Here is a 19,702-nt window from a genome sequence, read left to right on the forward strand (position 1 = left end):
CAAAGTAATGATGCTCACTCAGGGAGGGGCGTGTTTTGTTAGAAGAGATAAAAAAGCCCCGATTAACATCGGGGCTCTGTGTTGGTCGTTTTAGTAATGGCTAGGCGGATAGCTTTAATGACAAGACCGCTTTTAAACCACCCATAGAGCTACGTGACAATGTCAGTTTGCCTCGGTAACTATGCGCCATCTCACTGACAATGTTGAGGCCCAAGCCGGTACCGGGTGTTGTTTCATCTAAACGGACACCACGCTCAACCGCTTGTTTGATGTCCTGATCTGGAATTCCAGGGCCATCGTCTTCAACAATGATTTCGATATCGTCATTATCTTTGCTTTCAGAGTGGACGCGAATAATGCTGTCTGACCATTTATAGGCATTTTCCAGTAGGTTTCCGACCATCTCATCAAGGTCCGTTTTATCAACGGCAACGTCAATATCCGAATCCAGTTCGTTAATAAGGGTGACGCCACGTTGTGCGTAAACCTTATCAAATGCCATTGATATTGCGTCGACTCGCTGTGATGGATTGGCTCGCACCGAAAGGATGTTTTTCGAGCCCGCCATACGAGCGCGGCCAAGATGGTAATCAATCTGGCTCTGAATTTGATCGACAGGTGGCTGCAGTAAGCTCTGGGTCTGGTTATCGAGAGATGAAATCTCGTTTTTTAGCACTGAAAGCGGAGTTTTTAACGCGTGCGACAGGTTTCCTGCATGGTGTCTGGCACGCTCAAGCAGTTCCTGATAGTGGAAGACCAGTGCATTAAGGTCAGACACCACGGGAGCCACTTCTTTAGGATAGTCTTGGTCGAGACGAGTTTTGTCCCCAGAGCGAAGCTGAGACAGCTCTTTGTGCATTTTAGTCAGCGGACTAAGCGACCACTGAACTTGTAGGAAGATGACGGCAAGAACACCCAGATAGAGTAGGGCGAGAATAATCCACAACTGACCCATCAGGCTGCCAACTGTGTCCTCAATCGGTTGTTCATCAATACCGATGATAACGTCGATCGGACCATCGTAGTCAGGGTAATAAAGAGTAGTCTTGATGTAGATAAGCTTTTCATTACGTGCGCCAAGATAATCTTTGTCTTTCTTATCTGTGGTGATTTTTTTGTCCCACAGAGAGCGGGAGCGCAGCAATTCTTTTTCAGTTTTCGCTGACCAATAGAGGCCACTGTAAGGGCGATTAAAACGTGGGTCGGAGAGGTTGGTGGTTAAGCTCAGGTTGCCAGTTTCGTCCGCTTCGAGTGAGGCGGAAATTTCATCCATGTAGATGGTCAGCTGTGATTTAGTATCATCGACCATGTAGTTGAACACTTGATTGGGAACACTGACGCCGACGGCTATAACCATCGCCGTTAACCACACAATAGCCGCCAATACGAGGCGGCTTTTGAGGCTGAGGCGTTTAAGTAAAGGACGCTTGTTATTCGGCATTCAGTTGGTACCCTAAACCGCGAACGGTTTTGATGACTTTTGGCGCAATCTTTTTACGGATACGGCCTATAAATACTTCGATAGTATTTGAGTCGCGGTCAAAATCTTGTTTATAGATATGTTCGACCAGTTCTGTGCGGGAAATGACTTTCTCTGGGTTATGCATAAAGTAGGCAACGACTTTGTATTCCAGAGCGGTGAGGCTGATTGCCTGTCCTTGCCACATCACTTTAGACGTTCGTGTATCCAGACTCAGGTTACCAATTTGCATCACAGGAGATGCGTTGCCTGATGCGCGGCGCAGTTGAGCGCGAATACGAGCGGTCAGCTCAACCATTTCAAACGGCTTAGTCAGGTAGTCGTCGGCGCCAGCATTTAGACCTTCGACGCGTTGAGTCAGGGTGTCACGGGCACTGAGAATAACAACGGGTGTATTGATATTTTCGTCGCGGATACCTTTGAGGACAGTTAAACCATCAAGTTTTGGTAAACCGAGATCAAGAACGATGGCATCCCACTCTTCCGAAGTGGCACGGTAGAGTGCATCAATACCATCTTGTGACAGTTCTGGCACCCAACCAGTCTGCTCTAGTGATTCAACAATCTGTTCGCCAAGGCGCGGTTCATCTTCGACAACAAGAATTTTCATATGCAGTTTCTTCTTAGTTTTTTAGTGCTTTTTTCAGGTTTCTGCCTTTGATTTGCAGCATTTCCAAAGTTTTGGCGTTGTATTCGACTTTAATAATATTGTTATTGTGGTTCAGTTTGAGCTCATAGATCCAAATATCGTCGTCTTCTTCTAGTTCGACATGAATAATACGTCCGTGTAAGTCACGTTCTACGGCAGCATACATCTCAGAGAACGGGCGAATATCACCGTTCTTCACCGCGTCATAGACTTCGTCCTGGTCTTCTTCAAACTCAATTCTAGCACCAGGTTTGTGTACGTCCTGCACCAGTGCATGGCCATCCTGATGGTCGTGTTTTTTTGCCAAAGTCGGAAATGAGAGCAACACACAGGCAAGAAGCGCTGTGGTCGTAACTATCGGACGTTTAAACATAATCATACCTTGTCGCATTTTCTGTTACCCAGTATACGTTGTTGTTTCTGAACACCAAGTGAATGACATTTAGTTAGTTAACTCATCAGCAAAAATCTTGTCGCGCATCTTCCAGAAGCGACCAGATTTTCGGGCAATCACAAATTGAGGTGGACGGAATCTGTGTTGATTGTTGACCACCTTGGTTGGTGAAGACTCTTCAAACGGACGATGTTTATCGGCTAAGTGAGGGCGGACAAACTGATCCAAAAAGCGCTGCTTCTGGTTTTTGGTTGTTAAAGACCAGAACTCACTGACCTGAGCCTGATTATCACCAATATAAGCGACTTTAAGGCTACTCTTGCCTTTATCGTCTTTATGAACCGTCAGCGCCATCTCACGACACTCAAAGACCAGCGCATCTTTTAGGTTTAACGCCTCTTTAAGCTTCTTATCCGGGTCGACCAGCGTGGCGTCGCATTCATGACATATTCGCGCTGCAATATCATTGTCGGCACCACATTCACCACAGTACTTCGCTCTGAATCGATAATTGCAGTGCTCGCGTTCGCCAGTTTCATCATCTTCGAAATAGCCCTGACATTTACGACCAAAGTGTTCGATCAGAAAGCCATTGTTATCGAGCTTGCCCCAGAAGTTGTTATTAAACCCGCAGGCAGGGCAAGGGATGGTAATAATCTCGCTATCTGAATCTGGCTTTGCATCGCCCACTTCTGGTTGATAGAGATCGTAACTGTTGCCGGCATAATCGAGCACTAAACACTCTGCTTTGCCCGGAGATAAACGTAAGCCCCGGCCAACTATCTGCTGATAGAGACTGATTGACTCCGTTGGACGCAAGATGGCAATCAGATCAACGTGTGGCGCATCGAATCCGGTTGTAAGGACAGACACGTTAACCAGGTATTTTATTTTACGTTGTTTAAAGTCACTAATGATGGCATCGCGCTCAGGAGTGGGTGTGTCACCAATAACGATTGCCACCTGACCTTGAGGAAGCAGGCCGAAAATCTCCTGGGCGTGACGAACGGTTGCGGCGAAAATCATAATGCCTTGCTTATCCTGCGACATTTGGATGATCTGCTCGACGATTTGCGGTGTCGCGCGCTTGGCTTTGTCGATGACCATATCCATCTCAGCCTCTTTGTAACGCCCCGTGCTAGCGGGTTTTAGCTGAGAGAAGTCATAGCTGAGTACCGGCGCATCCATCATTCTCGCAGGTGTGAGGAATTTTTCGTCGAGTAAATAGCGAATAGGCAGTTCGAAGATGCAATCGCGGAAAAAGCGCGGCTCTTCGCTACGTACCAGGCCGCGTGAATGATATTGATAGATCCAGCCCATGCCGAGACGATAAGGCGTTGCGGTCAGACCTAACACCTTGATGCCTGGGTTCTTGTCACGCAGATGGCCGATCACTTTCTGGTAGCTGGTGTTTTTATCATCAGGAACGCGGTGGCACTCATCGATAACCAGTAGTGAAAACTGGTTGCTAAACTGATCCAAATTACGCACGACAGACTGAACAGAAGCAAACACCACTTGTTGGTCGGTCTCTTTACGACCTAAACCGGCGGAATAGATTGAGCCTTTTAAACCGTAGCCTTCGTACTTTTCATGGTTTTGTTCTACCAGCTCTTTAACGTGAGCAAGTACCAGAACACGGCCTTTAGCCAATCTTGCTAGCTCAGCAATAACGAGGCTTTTTCCAGCTCCGGTTGGCAGAACTAAAACTGCGGGCGTAGAGTGTTGACGGAAGTGGTGAATAACGGCTTTTACCGAATCAGCCTGATAGGGACGGAGTGTATACATAAAATGTGTGAAATAGCTCAACTATTTAGTTTAGTCGCACTATAATACCCCACCTGACAGAGATGAGGTATTCATGCGTTTAGATAAATATCTGTGTGATGCATTAGGTGCAACACGTAAAGAAGCAACAAAAATCATTAAAAGTGGCGATGTAACAGTCAATGACGTAGTGCAAAAAAGTGGTTCGGTTAAGGTCACTGACGATTGCACCGTCGAATGGCAGGGGAGAGAGATCCATAAACCTGGCCCTCGTTATATCATGCTGTTTAAACCTGATGGTTTTGTCTGCTCGCATGAAGACGGTTTCAACCAAACGGCATTTATGCTGCTGGATGAAGTAAAAATGGAAGACCTCCATTTTGCAGGTCGTCTGGACGTGGATACGACTGGCTTAGTTTTGATTACCGATGATGGTCAGTGGTCTCACCGAATTACATCGCCAAAACATAAGTGCGAGAAAACCTATCGCGTATGGTTGGCCGATCCTGTTCAAGACGATTATGCAGAGAAATTCGCTAATGGTATTCAGCTACGCAACGAAAAAGATCTGACGCTTCCGGCGCAGATGGAGCTGGTTGATGCACAAGAAAATGAAGTGCTGTTAACCATTACTGAAGGTAAATATCATCAGGTTAAGCGCATGTTTGCCGCTCTTGGTAACAAAGTTGAGCATTTGCATCGCGAGCGCATTGGTGATATCGAGCTTTGTGACACCTTAGAGCCGGGTGAATATCGCTACCTGACTCAGCAAGAAATTGACTCCGTCTGGAAATAATATTCAATTTAGGAAATAGTTTGTTTCCTATCAGGAACTAGTGTTTTGCCTGGATTTGATTGAGGATAGATCGGATCACCAAACACCTCTGGTGTTTATAATTTCTGTTTGGTTGCAGCACGGAAGCTGCATCTGATACGCAACCGAGTAGGAGATTTATGTCTGAGAAAACCTTAGCGCAATCCAATGCCCCACAAATCAGTTTTCTTTTATTTTTAGTTCTGGGCGCAATTGGTGCACTGACTCCATTAGCGATTGATATGTATCTGCCAGCAATGCCGACCATTGCTCGTGACCTTGGCGTTAGCGAAGGTTCGGTGCAGGTAACACTGACGGCTTATACGGCAGGTTTTGCCATTGGTCAGTTAATTCATGGCCCGCTAGCCGACAGTTATGGGCGAAAACCAGTCCTGTTGTTAGGCGTTCTGTTCTTTGGTTTGGCTTCTGTAGTCAGTGCGACAACCACAGGAATTGAAGCGTTAACTTGGGTTCGTACTGCACAGGGCTTTGCCGGTGCTGCTGCTGCCGTGATCATTCAGGCGGTTGTGCGTGATATGTTTGACCGCGAAGACTTTGCTCGTGCTATGTCTTTTGTCACTCTGGTTATGACCATAGCACCCCTTATCGCTCCTATGATTGGCGGTTATGTTGCAGTCTGGTTTGGCTGGCGTGCGATTTTCTGGATTTTAGCTGCCTTTGCACTGGTGGTCATTGCACTGGTAGTGTGGAAGATCCCTGAAACACTAAGTGCTGAAAACAAACAGCCGCTGCGAATTCGCAATACCTTGCGTAACTACCTGCGCTTGTTCCAGAACCCAGTTGCTATGGGACTGATCTTCTCTGGCGCATTCTCGTTCGCGGGCATGTTTGCGTTTTTAACTGCAGGTTCGTTTGTCTATATTGATATCTATGGCGTAAGAGCGGATCAGTTTGGTTATCTGTTTGCGCTCAATATCGTGGCGATGATTATCATGACCAGTATTAATGGACGTCTGGTCAAGAAAGTCGGTTCGCATAATATGTTGCGCTTCGGACTGACAGTGCAGCTAATTGCCGGTATTGGTCTGTTTATTACCTGGCTGTTTGATTTGGGCCTGTGGAGCACTGTGGTGTTCGTGGTGATGTTTATTGGTACATTGTCGACCATAGGCAGTAACTCGATGGGGCTTCTATTAAGTGGCTACCCAACGATGGCGGGAACCGCTTCGTCGTTGGCAGGAACCCTACGTTTCGGTACGGGTTCAGTTATTGGTGCTGTTGTGGCATTTTTGCCCGGCGGCGTAACCTGGCCGATGTTAATCGTAATGAGCTTATGCTCGGTTATCTCGGCTGCGTGTTATTGGATATTTGGAAGAAAGGCGTAATGTCTGAATATACGGTAGAAATACAAAAACTGGTTAATGCAGCTCTGGCTGATATTGCCCAAGAACATAAAGCGGGTAAGTTGACTAACGGCCCGACAGCTAACAACCTTTACCTGGTTCGTTGGGTCACTAAAGCGATCAAGTCGCAGCAGTTCCCTCGCATTGTAGGTGATGATTTAACTCGTTGGCAGAAGAGCGGCCGATCAAAAGGCAACAACGCTAGTTTGATGCAAACATTTCAACGTATTTCTAAGTTCTATGGCCAGTTCTTCCCTGAAGGTGAAGCTGAGCGCGTCATAAAGGACAAAGAAATCGATGCGTTTATCGATGCAATGGAAGAGCAGGGTTGGGAAGTCTCAACCTCAGAGCCACTAGTGAACTGTGGTAAGGTTCAAATCTTTACCGAAGGTCCAAACTCGCTCGCACTTTGTTCAGATCAGTGTGATAGCTGTTTCGATGGCGAAGAGATGGTCAAGCCGATGAGTTGGTTTGTCCGTGGTCATCATGCTGACTTTGTTGAAAAAGCGTCAGCAGCAGGCTTTATGGTGCATAAAGTTACTGACTACAAATCAAACGTGAAATATCACGGTGAATACTTAGTATTCCCAGCCAACCGAGGTAACCAGTTGGCTGAAATACCACTCAGCCTAACGGTATAATCGAGTTATCGAAAAGAGCTTCTAATTTGGAAGCTCTTTTGCCTTTCGCACTATCGCTTTGACCATGCCTTTAAAAATAAACAGGTGCGCAGGCATCATGGCAAACCAGTAAAGTAGTCCTCTGAAACCTTGTGGATGCCACCATGCTGTTACGGTCAGGCGTCTGAACGATCCTAAATCCTCAATGGCAAATTCAAGTCGGCCGAGTCCTGGTCCTTTCATGCCAAACAGCAGCGAGATGAATTGGTTTTCCTCGCAGCGAATGACCTTCCACGAATCAATATAATCACCCACTTCCAGTTGCGGTCCTTTCGGCGAGCGTCGGGTTGGTCGGCCTCCACCGAAAAATATATCCAGCCATTCTCGTGTACGCCATAGGCTGTTAGCAAAGAAATAGCCTTGTTGTTTACTGCCGATTTGTTTGACTAACTGCCACAATTGAGCCGAACTCAGCTCGGTCTCAATACTGGCTCCGGTTTGTTTTGGGTAGTAGCCAAAGCCAGGTTGCCAACGCGAGAGCGCGGCGGGATCGAAGCCCCAGACATTACTGCGAACAAAAGTCCCTTCGCGTTCGATACTGGTTTTGACCATCTCATCAAAGCCAATCATCTCTTGCGGGTAGCGCTGCTGAATCTGCTCAGATTGAGCAACGAAGTCATGTTCTAAACCAGAGAGCAGTGCTGCCCCAATACTAGACGGCACAGAGGTAACAATTCCTAGCCAGTGCGACGCCATTTTTGGTGTCAGTAACGAGGTTGGCCAGATAGATACAGGCTTGTTAATTGTTTTGGCGATGACTTTAAACTGCTGGCGATAACTCAGTGTATCAGGTCCGCCAACTTCGAAGAGTTGATGCTCTTTTGGAGACTCTAAGGCCAGAGTAAGCAGGTAATGGTTTAGGTTTTCCAGCGCAATAGGGTTAGCGCGGGAATCGACCCATTTAGGGGTAATAAGAAGCGGCATGTTATAAACAAAATCGCGCATGATCTCGAAAGCGGCAGAGCCGGGACCAATAATCACTCCTGCTCGCAATTCAGTAATGGGTACGCCAGCTTGACGAATGATGTCGCCGGTCATGCGACGCGCCTGCAAGTGGGTGGAGTTTCCCGTCTGTGGTTGAATCGCGCTGAGATAAATGACGTGCTTAGCGTGACTGTGGGCAAGTGCTGTCTTGAAATTTTCTGCTAATGAAATCTCGTAGTCGAGGAAGTCATGTCCGTGTGCCATGCCATGAACGAGAAAATAGATCAGGTCGAATTGGGGCACTAACTCCATTGTTGCGTCTCGATCGGCGAGATCAAGGTAACGTAACGTCAGGTTGGGATGAGGTTCGACACGAGCACGCAAGTAATCGATTTGACGTGCTGCTGCGGTGACCTGATAGCCACGTTGACAGAGTTGGCCAAGCAGTTGAGAGCCAACATATCCTGATGCACCTAGAACCAGCACTTTCATCATTTATCGCCTTTGATATTTTTATGGTTTCATATCTAGGCTGATCATATAATAGACAACCAATTTTTTCTCTATTTTCATGCTGTTGCAGTTTAAGGTGGGCGGTTGTCTATGCTTTCTCAAATCTTGCTCCATACCCGAGGCGACTTTATTCGACGCCTGATCGCTATTGCTCTGCCTATAACGCTACAAAGCATCATGTTTTCAAGCCGCAGTTTGGTCGACGTTCTTATGCTTGGCCAGTTGGGCGAAGCGGAAATCGCGGCGGTTGGAATTGCCGCCAGAGCGACCTTTGTGACCACTATTATGTTGGTCGGAGTGACGACTGGTGGTGCTCTTTTGACTGCACAGTATTGGGGTGCAGGTGACCGTAAAGGGGTTAGGGAAAGTACCGCACTTACCTGGTTGGTTTGCACGGTATTCGCGGCATTGACCGCTTTGCTGTTCATTCTCTTCCCAAGTGAGATTATGGGACTGGCCACCAATGACGCACATGTTAATGAGCTTGGTAGTGAGTATCTGGTGATTACCTCTGTCACCATGTTCGCTGTTGCTTGTGTCGCGAGTATGTCTGTTGGTCTGCGAGCTATGCACAAACCGGGTATCAGTACCTTCTTCAGTGGTATCGGTATTGTGTCCAACATCTTCCTCAACTGGGTGCTGATTTTCGGTAAGTTTGGTGTACCGGCGATGGGCATCAAAGGGGCTGCGATAGCAACAGTGATGAGTGGTGCTATCGAAGTATTGACGCTGTTCAGCTACCTCTATCTGAGAAAGCATCTACTGGCGTTTGGTTTCGATGATCTGCGCCATGTTGTTGAGTGGAGCAGGGTTGTGAAGTTCTTAAAACTGTCGATGCCGACGACATTTAACTTCCTTGCCTGGGCTGGTGGTCTGTTTGCTTATCACGCCATCATGGGGCAGTCAGGGGTACAGGGTCTGGCCGCTTTGTCCGTAATGTCACCGGTTGAATCTATCGCATTAGCCTTGCTGATTGGTATGTCGAACGCTGCTGCTGTGTTAGTCGGGAATCAAATCGGAGCTAAAAAATACGACGAGGTTTATTACCAGGCAATTGGTGTCACGCTGCTGAGTGTGCTGGTTGGTATTGTCGTCGCCATCTTGTTGTTTATTGTTCAGGGCTCGGTTCTTGATGCCTTCAGTGCCTTAACGCCTGAGACTCGCGCACTTGCTGAGAAATTCATGATTGTAATGAGTGTCGGCATTGTCCTTCGCTCTGTACCAATGATGACTATAGTCGGTGTGTTACGCGCTGGTGGTGATGTTAAATTCTGTCTCTATCAGGATTTGGTCGCTCAATGGTTAATCGGTATTCCTTTAGCTGCGTTCGCAGCGATTGCATTAGGCTGGCCACCTGAGTGGATCTACGTGTTGTTTTTAACCGAGGAGTTAATCAAGTGGTTTGGCTCGCTGTTTAGAATGAATACACGCAAATGGATACGCAATTTGATCGAAAATTAGACATAGAGCGTCTAAATGCTGTGTACAGGTGCATATCTTGTGATCCAGTGTCCAAATTGCTTCCTAGATGAGCCGATTTAGTGTAGATTCACATTCCTATTTGTAAGGTTAACGAGAATATCAATGCTACAACTGACAGACCTATGTAAGGGCTATGTAGACGGTGGTGAATTTCACCCGGTTTTACAAGGTGCTGAGTTGTCATTGAAACAGGGTGAGCAAGTTGCTCTGATGGGCGAAAGCGGCTCTGGAAAGAGTACACTGCTTAACCTGATTGCAGGGCTTGATACTGTTGATTCAGGTGAAGTGCTGTTTCCTAAATTCTCAATGCACACCGTTGCCGAGACTAAGCGTACCGCTTATCGTCGCAATAATATCGGTCTTATTTTCCAGCAGTTTAACCTTCTTCCTACGCTAAACATCGCGGATAACATCCGTTTTTGTCGTCAATTGAAAGGTCTGCCTGAAGATCAGGGACTCTGGCGTCAAATCCTGTCTGCATTAGATCTTATGCCTCTGTTGGGCCGCTATCCTGAAGAAGTGTCCGGTGGACAGCAACAACGTGCAGCGATTGCACGAGCTCTGTATATGGAGCCTAAGATCTTATTGGCCGACGAGCCAACCGGAAGCCTTGATGAGCGAAATGCAGAGGCTGTTATGCGTCTGCTAACCAGTCTGACCAAACAGCTTGAATGTACGCTGTTGTTGGTGACTCACAGTGAGCGTGTTGCAGAACATATGGAAGGCAGGATAAGGCTTCAAGGGGGGCAACTGCATGTTATGGCCCGTAGTTAAAGCACTACTTGGCCACTACAGACGTTATCCTTTCCAAATCCTTCTTGTCTGGCTCGGTCTTACTCTTGGTGTTTCTCTCTTAGTTGGTGTGACTGCAATTAACAGTCATGCACGACAAAGCTATGAACATGGCGAGAAGCTATTTTCCAATCCTCTTCCATACCGTGTTCGTCCAAAACATGCGACTAATAAGATCCCACAAGGTTTCTATATCCAGCTTCGTCGCGACGGTTTTCATCAGTGCGCACCATTTGAAAGTTTAAGAGTTGATACCGCAGACGGCGCTGATCTGATGCTGATTGGTATCGATCCTGTTGCTATGCTGCGCTTTCAGCCTGGTGTTCCGTTGCAAGACCAGACAACGCTCTCTCTGATGCGTCCTCCTTATCCGATTCTGGTCAGTTCCGATCTCGCGCAACGTATGAAGTGGCGTGACAATGACTATATCCAACTGGATAACGGCACTGAGCTCGGGCCAATTGCAGTTGATAAAGAGGCGATGCTCAACGGTACGCGGATTCTGGCTGATATTTCATTACTCCGAGCGTTAGAGCGCAGTTCAGGTATTTCCGTTATTGCCTGTGGTGATATGCCAGCGCAAAAACTGGCTAAGCTGAAATCCATGTTGCCGAATGGTATGGAGTTGAGCCGTAGTTCTCGCACTGAACTAGAATCACTGACGGAAGCTTTTCACATGAACCTCAGTGCGATGGGGATGCTGGCTTTCCTCGTTGGTCTGTTTATTTTCTATCAGGCAATGTCTCTGTCACTAACTCAGCGTCAGCGCTTAGTTGGTATCTTACGTCAGACTGGTGTTTCAGGCTGGCAGCTCGCTCAAGCCTTGCTATTAGAACTGATTGCACTGGTTGTTGTTAGCTGGCTTTGCGGTAACGTGCTTGGCATGTTGCTGGCGAATCAACTCATTCCGACAGTTTCTGCCAGTCTGAGCGATCTATACGATGCTGACGTAGGCCTGGCGATTGACTGGAACTGGCAATCGAGCCTCTATAGCCTATACCTCTCAGCAGGTGGTGCGATCATTGCTTGTGCATGGCCATTGGTACGCTTGTTGCGTTCGCAACCAGTACGTTTGACGACAAGATTGTCACTGGTGCGCTTCACTGGTGCTGAGTTCACCATTCAGGCATTACTGGCGTGCGCTTTCTGTGTTGCCGCAATTGCCATCTATCAGGCTCCTCAAACTCAGGAGTCGGGCTTTGCGATTATCGCCTTAATGCTACTGAGTGTTGCTCTGTTTACTCCGTATATTATTTGGAAAGTGTTCGAGAGTTTCTCTTACTCGTTACGTTGGGTGAAAGTGCGTTGGTTCTTTGCTGATGCAGCGGCGAGTATGAGTTACCGCGGTGTAGCGACAATGGCGTTTATGCTGGCGATGGCGGCCAATATCGGTGTTGAAACCATGGTCGGCAGCTTTAGAGACACGACGGATAAGTGGTTGAGTCAACGACTTGCGGCAGACTTATATATCTACCCCAATACCAGCTCTGCAGCGCGTATGAGTGGCTGGTTAAATAAACAACCTGAAGTTGAATCGGTTTGGTGGCGCTGGGAAAAAGAAGTCGCGACTTCATATGGCGCGCTGCAAGTGGTCAGCACTGGTCCATCAGAAGGTGAATTAGCTGCACTAACTGTCAAACTTGGTATTCCGAATTACTGGTACCACCTACATCATTCCAAGGGTGTGATGGTGAGTGAGTCAATGGCACTTAAGCTGGGAATTCGTCCTGGTGATTACATCGATCTTGATAGCAAGCTAGGGCAGGGTTGGCAGGTGGTTGGCGTCTACTACGATTATGGTAACCCGTATAATCAGATCTTACTGTCCCATCGAAACTGGCTCTACTCTTATGCCGGTAGCGGTATGGTGGCATTAGGCACGGTACTTAAAGATGGGGTCAATCCGGTTGGTCTCAAGCGTCGCCTCGAAGCGGTATTCCGGCTTGATTCAGAGCGAGTATTTGATAACAGCGATATTCACAAACAAGCGCTACGGGTGTTTGACCGAACCTTCTCTATTGCGGACACCTTAGGCAATATCACTCTGGTTATTGCGGTGTTTGGTATTTTCTTTGCCACTGTGGCTGGAGAAGTGTCGCGGCAGAAACACATCGCCTTGCTGCGCTGTGTCGGTATGTCAGGAAGGGAACTGATCCTGATGGGAAGTTTACAGCTGTTTGTCTTCGGCGCGATCTCTTTACTGATAGCGATGCCGCTTGGCTTAGCGTTGGCGCGACTGGTGGTTGATATCATTATTAAGCAGTCATTTGGCTGGACGCTGGAGTTGCAGTTTATTCCGACTGAATACCTGCAGACCGCAACACTGGCGATGCTGTCACTGATGCTGGCTGGCGCAATACCGGTTCTGAGGATGGTAAAAAATACGCCAATGAAGTCTTTAAGGGATTCACTGTAGATGAAGAGCAAAAGGTTTATTAGCATAACGATAGCTATTGTTGCTGTCGCGATAGGTATATCGGCGGCGGTGTATGTTAATCAATCTGAGCAACAAAAGCGCGTGGACAACCAGAGTGGCATGAATGCGATGTTTCGCTCTCAGGCAGATAAGGTTTTTGAACCAGTATTGCCAGACAACCGCGTTGTGCTGCCTCAAGACTTTGCCTTCCACAATGAGTATCAACACGGCTGGTGGCACTTCTTTGCTAACGTTACTGACAAGCGCGGTAACAAGTATGGCGTCCAGTGGAGCTATTTCCGTATCGCCAACAACGACAGTGAATTGTCAGGCTGGCTTAGCCCGCAGCTCTATATCTCTCACGTAGTTATCTCAGATAAGCGCAGGGTATGGCGTGAACAACGTGTTGCTCGCGGTGGAATTGGTCAGGCTGGAATGACAACTAAGCCTTTCAAGCTTTGGATTGATAACTGGTTCTGGCGTTCTCTTGGTAAAACGCCATTCCCCGGCTTGCTAGAAGCACAGACAGACACTTTTGGTGTGCGTTTAAAAACGTCAACACGAGGTCCATTTGTTATACCGGGCGAGCGCGGTTATGTCGTTAAACATGATCTGCTGCCGATAGCTTCTCACAATATTTCTGCACCATTTCTAAATGTTAAAGGTCTACTCGACTTAGGTGGTAACAAGGTCGTTTCGGTTGAAGGCCAGGGCTGGATGAGTAAAGAGTGGGGCAGTGGTTTGCTTGCTGAAGGGCAGCAGGGTTGGGACTGGTTTGTATTCCAACTTGATGATGAAACGACTCTGTCTGTTAGCCGTTATCGTCATGACCAACAGCTACCATACCTGTTTGGTACACTATCGACCAATGATGGCAAGGTTACGACCCTGACTAATGACCAGATAGAGATCACGCCGCTGCAAGCGAGCGATTTCAGCAATGGCAGCTCAATTCCAATGCAATGGGCGATCAATGTGCCTGAGTATGATATTCAATTAAAGACTCAAGTCCTCAATACAAACCTCTGGTTGCCTTTCGTTTTACCCTATTGGGAAGGCCCAATCACCACTACAGGTTCCCATAAAGCTCAAGGGTTTATGCAATTGACGGGCTATTAGCGACAGCACAAACTTTCGTGTTTCAAGCAGACCAAAGCCATTTCTCATGTAATGAGAAGTGGCTTTTTAGTTTTTATGTGGAAAAACTAAGAGTTTGCCTATAATTAACTAAGGAAAATAAATAGCTTTGTCCTAGTTTTTATCGGAAAAACCGAATTAAGAACTCTAAAGAAGCGATTTTTCCTGAAGTAGCGAACTCTATAAACTCGACTGTATTCTTTGTTAATCGCTTATTAACATAATAAATATAAGGGCAATATAATGAATGATATGATTCGCGATTTTTTCAAAATGGAGTCTGCCGGTGGCATTCTGCTGGTGATTGCTGCGGCAATTGCTATGACAATCGCAAACACATCTTTAAATGATGCGTACCAAGGTTTTCTACATACCTACGTATTCGGTATGTCGGTATCGCATTGGATTAATGACGGCTTGATGGCTGTCTTCTTCTTGCTTATCGGTTTGGAAGTAAAGCGTGAACTACTAGAGGGTGCGCTTAAATCTAAGGAAACAGCTATCTTCCCTGCTATCGCTGCGGTAGGTGGTATGCTGGCTCCGGCGCTGGTTTACATCATGTTCAACTATGGTGATGCTCAAGCTATCCAGGGCTGGGCTATTCCTGCGGCAACAGACATCGCGTTTGCTCTTGGTATCATGGCGTTACTCGGCAAGCGTGTACCAGTTAGCCTTAAGGTTTTCTTACTAGCACTAGCGATCATCGATGACCTGGGTGTAGTTGTTATCATCGCGTTGTTCTACACAGGCGATCTTTCTACTTCAGCTCTGGCCGTCGGATTTGCCATGACAGCGGCACTGTTTATCTTGAATGCCAAGAAAGTCACCAAGTTAACACCATATATGATTGTAGGTGCGATACTGTGGTTTGCGGTACTTAAGTCTGGTGTTCACGCTACGCTGGCGGGTGTTGTGATTGGCTTTGCTATTCCACTGCAAGGGAAGAAAGGTGAGCACTCTCCGCTGAAACATATGGAGCACGCGCTTCACCCATATGTTGCATTTGGTATCCTGCCTCTGTTTGCATTTGCCAACGCAGGTATCTCTCTGGAAGGTGTATCGATGGACGGCTTAACCTCGATGCTGCCACTGGGTATCGCACTGGGTCTGCTTATTGGTAAACCTCTGGGCATCTTCTCGTTTAGCTGGCTTGCTGTTAAATCGGGCGTCGCTAAGTTGCCAGAAGGTATTAACTTTGTGCACATCTTCGCTGTATCTGTGTTGTGTGGTATCGGCTTTACCATGTCGATCTTCATCTCATCACTAGCGTTTGGTACCGTGAATGTTGAGTTTGATACCTATGCTCGTTTAGGCATTCTGATGGGCTCAACGACGGCAGCGGTACTGGGTTACTTCTTACTCCATATTTCACTGCCAAAGAAGGTAGTTAGTGTTGAGGGTAATGAGCAAGTTAACTCTCAGCACTAAATAAAACCAAACTACAGTCATAGAAAACGCCCCGAATAAGGGGCGTTTTTTATTGTTACGTTTGGTGGAGAAGGTTATTTTTCGATGATGGTGAAGATAGTCCACTCCTCAACAACTTCCTCTTTGAGACCTACAACCGTCGCTGTGACTCTGCGGTTTAAGGCGTGAGATGTCTCATCGTCACCTTCTGCTTCAAGTCGGGTTTCACCATAACCTACGATGGTCACTCGTTTCGGATCGACCTCGAACGATAACAATTCATCCTCGACCGCATGAGCGCGCTTCTTAGATAGTTCGAGGTTGTAGTCTGGGTCGCCCACTTTACTTGCGTAACCCTGAATCTGAATGGAAGCCGATTTGTATCTTGCCAAGAATTCAGCCATGGTCTGGATCTGGTCGGAAAAGATTGGATTGATTTCATAGGAATCATTAGCAAACAGAATTCTTAGTTGTCGCTCTTCTTCCTCAACAATGGCTGCTCCACAGCCATCGTTGTCAACCATGGCACCTAGCGGGGTACCCGGACAGATGTCTCGTGCGTTAACTACGCCGTCTTTATCTTCATCGGTAAGATCTGAAATCTGGTTTGCTACAGGGGTTTCCATATAGTCATATTCGTCTTCAGCATTAGCGAGACTGAATGGAATAATAGCTAATAAAGTGAATGGGATTAGGTGTTTATTCATCATACTTAGTACTCCACTCGCTGGGTCCAAGCTTCAGGCGTATCGACCAATAAAGCATCAAGCAGGTTACCCGTTGCATTCATCACACGGTACTTGGCGTACTGCTCGGCATAGTGGGCATCAAGATAGTCTTTTCTTGCTTCAAACAACTCGTTTTCGGTATTGAGCAAATCGAGTAATGTTCGTTGACCTATCTGATATTGCTTTTCATAGGCGATAACGGTTTCAGAGGCTGAGTCAACATGGTCGGCTAAGAAGTTTTTCTGTTGTAAGGTAAGATCGAGCGCGCTCCATGACAGACGAAGACTTTCTTCTACCTGACGATAAGCATTGTCGCGTAAATCTTTCGCTTGGTTTAGCTGATAGGCTGCTCGTTCAGAAAGGTCACTGTCTGAACCACCGTTGTAGAGGTTGTATCGCATACGCAGCATAGCTAAGGTCTCATCGCTGCTACCTCTATCACCGCCAGCGTCATCACGCCAGGTCTGGCTCGCTTCAATCGAGATAGTAGGGTAGTAATTGCCTTTTGACTGCTTGTACTGGAAGCGTGCTGAGTCGACATCGACTTGTGAAACCTTGATCACTGGGTGTTTGTCGAAGGCATCGACTAATGCATCAGATAACGAGAGCGGCAACTTGGATTCATCCGCTCTTGGATAAATCAGCCCTAATGGCTCCTGACCCACCAAACGTCTGAATTGGGTATGAGTATCAATTAGGTTGTTCTGGGCGGCCAGTAAGTTACCGTGCGCTTTCGCGATACGTGCTTCTACCTGAGACACATCTGCTGTCGAGCCAATGCCAGAAGCTGCTCGACGTGAAATATCACGATAGATCTCTTTATGTACTGCAAGGTTACTCTCAGACAAAGCGAGCACTTCTGTGGCTTTAACTGCTTCGAGGTAAACCTCAGTGACTCTCAAGGCTAGATCAGATGCATCAGCAATAAGTTGATAGCGGATCGACTCGGCGTCAGCTGCTGTTCTGTCCATATCATTGAGGGTTGCATTACCATCCCACAACAATTGGGTGAGGCTTAGGCTCGCCTCTTTTCGGGTTAAATCTGTGTCTGCTCGACCCGTCGAATCGGCAGGGTCAATACCTTCATAACCGATCCCAGCGTCTAAATCTAAGCTTGGTAGGTAAGCGCCTGTCGAAGCATCTGCCTGCTTAACAGCGCTTTGAAATTCGTTATAGGTACTTTTTATTTCGGGGTTGGTGGCAAGAGTGATTGCGACTGCCTGTTCGAGTGTCTGCGCTTGCGCGGAGAAACCAGCGAGCATGACACAGCTTGCTATGAGTGACTTTTTCCAGTTCAAGGGAGCCTCCTTAATAAGTGTCTAATGGCAACACTTTTTAAGCGTGTAGTTGAGCTTGCATCGGGTATCAAAAGCTTAGTTGACATATCTATAAAGTGAGAATTTTTCATGTCACAAAAGTGAGACCTAATATTAATGACTTAGCAACTTTCGTTAGGACTTTTTTGTTATTAACTAGATTGTCAGTAGTTGTGGGGCTAGTTTTTAAGGTGTAGAGGTATGCGTGATTTTAGTCCCATTTTTTGTGGGGTAGGGGGAGGCGTATACCGTTTATAAGGGGAATCTGCTTATGAATGCGAAAAGCTTAGCGCCGTTTATGCTAGCCAATACGACGGTAGTGATTGACATAAATGGTGACGTCAGAGAGCTGTTGCCGGGTGAAGTGCCAGGGCCAGGCGAAGTGATAGTGGTCTTAGGTCAGGGAGCAACAGCAAATGCTGACGTACCTGCAGGGATAGAAGCTCAGTTAGTCGGAGAGGATGGTAATCTTGACCTCAACTTAGACAATGAAATTGCTTCGATCATCGAGCAGATTGAACAGGGTGTCGACCCAACGCAGAATGAAGATTTCGCAACCGCCGCCGGAGGACAGAATGGTTCGAGTCTTACTGGTTCCGGGGATATTGAGCGTACTGGTGATGAGACGCTTGCAGAGACCGAATTCGATACCACTGGATTGGAGTCTCAAGGGCTATCAGAAACACAAAGTTTAACGTTAGTCGACATTATTGCCGCTGAACTGATTGTTGAACCAGAGGCGCCGGTATTTGACGCGGAAAGCTATGACTTCTCCTACGATGAAAATTCCGAGCCGGGTACTGTACTAGGTACCGTATCAGCCACTGATCTGGAGGGTGACGCTGTCACTTATTCTCTGGTGTTTGAAGAAGGTGATCCATTAGCGGATTACTTCGATATTGATCCAGATACAGGCGAGATTACCCTGACCGAAGCGGGCGCTGCGGCATTTACCAACGATTTTGAAGATGAAGGTGGGCTTAACAATCACGTCGTAGTTGCTCAGGCGAGTGACGGTACCAACATCTCCCAGGTAGTGGTGACCCTTAACGAGCTCGATGTAAACGAATCCCCAGAGTTTAGTGACGAGCCAGAGGGCGGCTACGAGTTTAGCTATAACGAAAATTCCACAGATGATTATGTCATCGGTACAGTGACTGCCACTGATGTAGACGCGGGTGATGTAGTGACCTATAGCATCAGCTCTAACATTCAGTTCGAAGGTGAAGATCTGTTCGAAATAGACAGCGAGAGCGGAGAAATCTCTCTCTCCGCAGCGGGTGTCGCTGCCTTTACTAATGACTTCGAACTGGCTGGCAACGAACACACCATTACCGTTGTTGCGTCAGACGGCGAACTCGAAACATCAGTCGAAGTCGATCTCACTGAGCTTGATGTTAACGAGGCACCAGAGTTTAACGAGCCGGAAGGTGGCTACGAGTTCACTTATAACGAGAACTCTACCGAAGACTACGTAATTGGTACCGTGACCGCGACTGATGAAGACGCGGGCGATGTAGTCACTTACAGCATCACGACCAACATTCAGTTTGAAGGTCAGGACCTGTTTGAAATTGACAGTGAAACAGGTGAAATCTCGCTAACCGATGCAGGGGTTGCGGCCTTTACCAATGACTTTGAACTGGCGGGTAACGAACACACCATTACGGTAATGGCGTCAGACGGTGAGCTCGATACAGAAGTCGATGTCGATTTGACTGAGCTGGATGTTAATGAAGCGCCTGAGTTTAATGAGCCGGAAGGTGGCTATGAGTTCAGCTACAACGAGAATTCTACGGAAGATTACGTAATTGGTACAGTCACCGCGACCGATGAAGA

The 19,702-nt window shown here is 47.2% G+C and carries 16 protein-coding genes; 9 read left to right on the top strand and 7 right to left on the bottom strand.

Annotated elements, in window-relative coordinates:
• Positions 1-100 precede the first annotated feature (100 nt).
• From RH46_RS17105 to radD, 4 genes are all read right to left on the bottom strand, one after another.
• The gene (locus RH46_RS17105; RefSeq protein ID WP_006880772.1) at positions 101-1,441 is read right to left on the bottom strand and encodes an ATP-binding protein; all 1,341 of its coding nucleotides are present in this window, start codon (positions 1,439-1,441) and stop codon (positions 101-103) included.
• Positions 1,431-2,090: a response regulator transcription factor gene (locus tag RH46_RS17110; RefSeq protein ID WP_006880773.1), complete on the bottom strand. Its 660-nt coding sequence runs from the start codon at positions 2,088-2,090 to the stop codon at positions 1,431-1,433. Before RH46_RS17110 ends, RH46_RS17105 begins: the two co-directional genes overlap by 11 nt.
• A gap of 13 nt (positions 2,091-2,103) precedes the next feature.
• Positions 2,104-2,502: a PepSY domain-containing protein gene (locus tag RH46_RS17115; protein ID WP_040896113.1), complete on the bottom strand. Its 399-nt coding sequence runs from the start codon at positions 2,500-2,502 to the stop codon at positions 2,104-2,106.
• Between the two features lie 69 nt (positions 2,503-2,571).
• Entirely contained in the window at positions 2,572-4,311 is a 1,740-nt protein-coding gene (gene radD / locus RH46_RS17120) for a DNA repair helicase RadD (protein ID WP_006880775.1), read from the bottom strand.
• Between the two features lie 73 nt (positions 4,312-4,384).
• On the opposite strand from radD, the gene rsuA reads away from it, so the two are divergent.
• The 3 genes from rsuA (at position 4,385) to RH46_RS17135 (ending at position 7,109) form a co-directional block, all read left to right on the top strand.
• Positions 4,385-5,086, top strand: coding sequence for a 16S rRNA pseudouridine(516) synthase RsuA (gene rsuA / locus RH46_RS17125; protein WP_006880776.1), 702 nt, complete (start codon positions 4,385-4,387; stop codon positions 5,084-5,086).
• Between the two features lie 158 nt (positions 5,087-5,244).
• Entirely contained in the window at positions 5,245-6,450 is a 1,206-nt protein-coding gene (locus tag RH46_RS17130; RefSeq protein WP_006880777.1) for a Bcr/CflA family multidrug efflux MFS transporter, read from the top strand.
• Positions 6,450-7,109 (top strand): DUF2913 family protein, encoded by a 660-nt coding sequence (locus tag RH46_RS17135; RefSeq protein ID WP_006880778.1) that lies wholly within the window; start codon positions 6,450-6,452, stop codon positions 7,107-7,109. The genes RH46_RS17130 and RH46_RS17135 overlap by 1 nt, the downstream gene beginning before the upstream one ends.
• Before the next feature lie 21 nt (positions 7,110-7,130).
• Here RH46_RS17135 and RH46_RS17140 read toward each other — a convergent pair whose 3' ends face one another.
• The gene (locus RH46_RS17140; RefSeq protein WP_040896115.1) at positions 7,131-8,567 is read right to left on the bottom strand and encodes a DUF2867 domain-containing protein; all 1,437 of its coding nucleotides are present in this window, start codon (positions 8,565-8,567) and stop codon (positions 7,131-7,133) included.
• Positions 8,568-8,669: 102 nt separating this feature from the next.
• Here RH46_RS17140 and RH46_RS17145 point away from each other — a divergent pair, with 102 nt between their 5' ends.
• The 5 genes from RH46_RS17145 to nhaA all read left to right on the top strand — a co-directional run bounded on the left by RH46_RS17145 (position 8,670) and on the right by nhaA (position 15,840).
• Positions 8,670-10,046: an MATE family efflux transporter gene (locus RH46_RS17145; protein ID WP_086013145.1), complete on the top strand. Its 1,377-nt coding sequence runs from the start codon at positions 8,670-8,672 to the stop codon at positions 10,044-10,046.
• A 123-nt stretch (positions 10,047-10,169) separates the two neighbouring features.
• Positions 10,170-10,841 (top strand): ABC transporter ATP-binding protein, encoded by a 672-nt coding sequence (locus tag RH46_RS17150; protein ID WP_006880781.1) that lies wholly within the window; start codon positions 10,170-10,172, stop codon positions 10,839-10,841.
• Positions 10,822-13,275, top strand: a complete 2,454-nt coding sequence (locus RH46_RS17155; protein WP_006880782.1) for an ABC transporter permease — start codon at positions 10,822-10,824, stop codon at positions 13,273-13,275. Before RH46_RS17150 ends, RH46_RS17155 begins: the two co-directional genes overlap by 20 nt.
• Entirely contained in the window at positions 13,276-14,394 is a 1,119-nt protein-coding gene (locus tag RH46_RS17160) for a lipocalin-like domain-containing protein (protein WP_006880783.1), read from the top strand. It begins immediately after the preceding gene.
• A gap of 261 nt (positions 14,395-14,655) precedes the next feature.
• Positions 14,656-15,840, top strand: coding sequence for a Na+/H+ antiporter NhaA (nhaA, locus tag RH46_RS17165; RefSeq protein WP_006880784.1), 1,185 nt, complete (start codon positions 14,656-14,658; stop codon positions 15,838-15,840).
• Positions 15,841-15,914: 74 nt separating this feature from the next.
• On the opposite strand, the gene RH46_RS17170 is transcribed toward nhaA, so the two are convergent.
• Both RH46_RS17170 and RH46_RS17175 read right to left on the bottom strand, forming a co-directional pair.
• Positions 15,915-16,529 (bottom strand): OmpA family protein, encoded by a 615-nt coding sequence (locus tag RH46_RS17170; protein WP_006880785.1) that lies wholly within the window; start codon positions 16,527-16,529, stop codon positions 15,915-15,917.
• A gap of 2 nt (positions 16,530-16,531) precedes the next feature.
• Positions 16,532-17,845 (bottom strand): TolC family outer membrane protein, encoded by a 1,314-nt coding sequence (locus RH46_RS17175; RefSeq protein ID WP_006880786.1) that lies wholly within the window; start codon positions 17,843-17,845, stop codon positions 16,532-16,534.
• Positions 17,846-18,134: 289 nt separating this feature from the next.
• Here RH46_RS17175 and RH46_RS17180 point away from each other — a divergent pair.
• A partial coding sequence (locus RH46_RS17180; protein WP_006880787.1) for a cadherin repeat domain-containing protein occupies positions 18,135-19,702 on the top strand: 1,568 nt, incomplete at its 3' end.

The organism is Vibrio brasiliensis LMG 20546, assembly GCF_000189255.1.
Classification (GTDB): Bacteria; Pseudomonadota; Gammaproteobacteria; order Enterobacterales; family Vibrionaceae; genus Vibrio; species Vibrio brasiliensis.

What these genes read in the sequence shown, in the direction of transcription:
- RH46_RS17105 (WP_006880772.1), bottom strand. Translation starts at nt 1,441, where the DNA reads ATGCCGAATAACAAGCGTCCTTTACTTAAACGCCTCAGCCTCAAAAGC.
- RH46_RS17110 (WP_006880773.1), bottom strand. Translation starts at nt 2,090, where the DNA reads ATGAAAATTCTTGTTGTCGAAGATGAACCGCGCCTTGGCGAACAGATT.
- RH46_RS17115 (WP_040896113.1), bottom strand. Translation starts at nt 2,502, where the DNA reads ATGTTTAAACGTCCGATAGTTACGACCACAGCGCTTCTTGCCTGTGTG.
- radD (WP_006880775.1), bottom strand. Translation starts at nt 4,311, where the DNA reads ATGTATACACTCCGTCCCTATCAGGCTGATTCGGTAAAAGCCGTTATT.
- rsuA (WP_006880776.1), top strand. Translation starts at nt 4,385, where the DNA reads ATGCGTTTAGATAAATATCTGTGTGATGCATTAGGTGCAACACGTAAA.
- RH46_RS17130 (WP_006880777.1), top strand. Translation starts at nt 5,245, where the DNA reads ATGTCTGAGAAAACCTTAGCGCAATCCAATGCCCCACAAATCAGTTTT.
- RH46_RS17135 (WP_006880778.1), top strand. Translation starts at nt 6,450, where the DNA reads ATGTCTGAATATACGGTAGAAATACAAAAACTGGTTAATGCAGCTCTG.
- RH46_RS17140 (WP_040896115.1), bottom strand. Translation starts at nt 8,567, where the DNA reads ATGATGAAAGTGCTGGTTCTAGGTGCATCAGGATATGTTGGCTCTCAA.
- RH46_RS17150 (WP_006880781.1), top strand. Translation starts at nt 10,170, where the DNA reads ATGCTACAACTGACAGACCTATGTAAGGGCTATGTAGACGGTGGTGAA.
- RH46_RS17155 (WP_006880782.1), top strand. Translation starts at nt 10,822, where the DNA reads ATGTTATGGCCCGTAGTTAAAGCACTACTTGGCCACTACAGACGTTAT.
- RH46_RS17160 (WP_006880783.1), top strand. Translation starts at nt 13,276, where the DNA reads ATGAAGAGCAAAAGGTTTATTAGCATAACGATAGCTATTGTTGCTGTC.
- nhaA (WP_006880784.1), top strand. Translation starts at nt 14,656, where the DNA reads ATGAATGATATGATTCGCGATTTTTTCAAAATGGAGTCTGCCGGTGGC.
- RH46_RS17170 (WP_006880785.1), bottom strand. Translation starts at nt 16,529, where the DNA reads ATGATGAATAAACACCTAATCCCATTCACTTTATTAGCTATTATTCCA.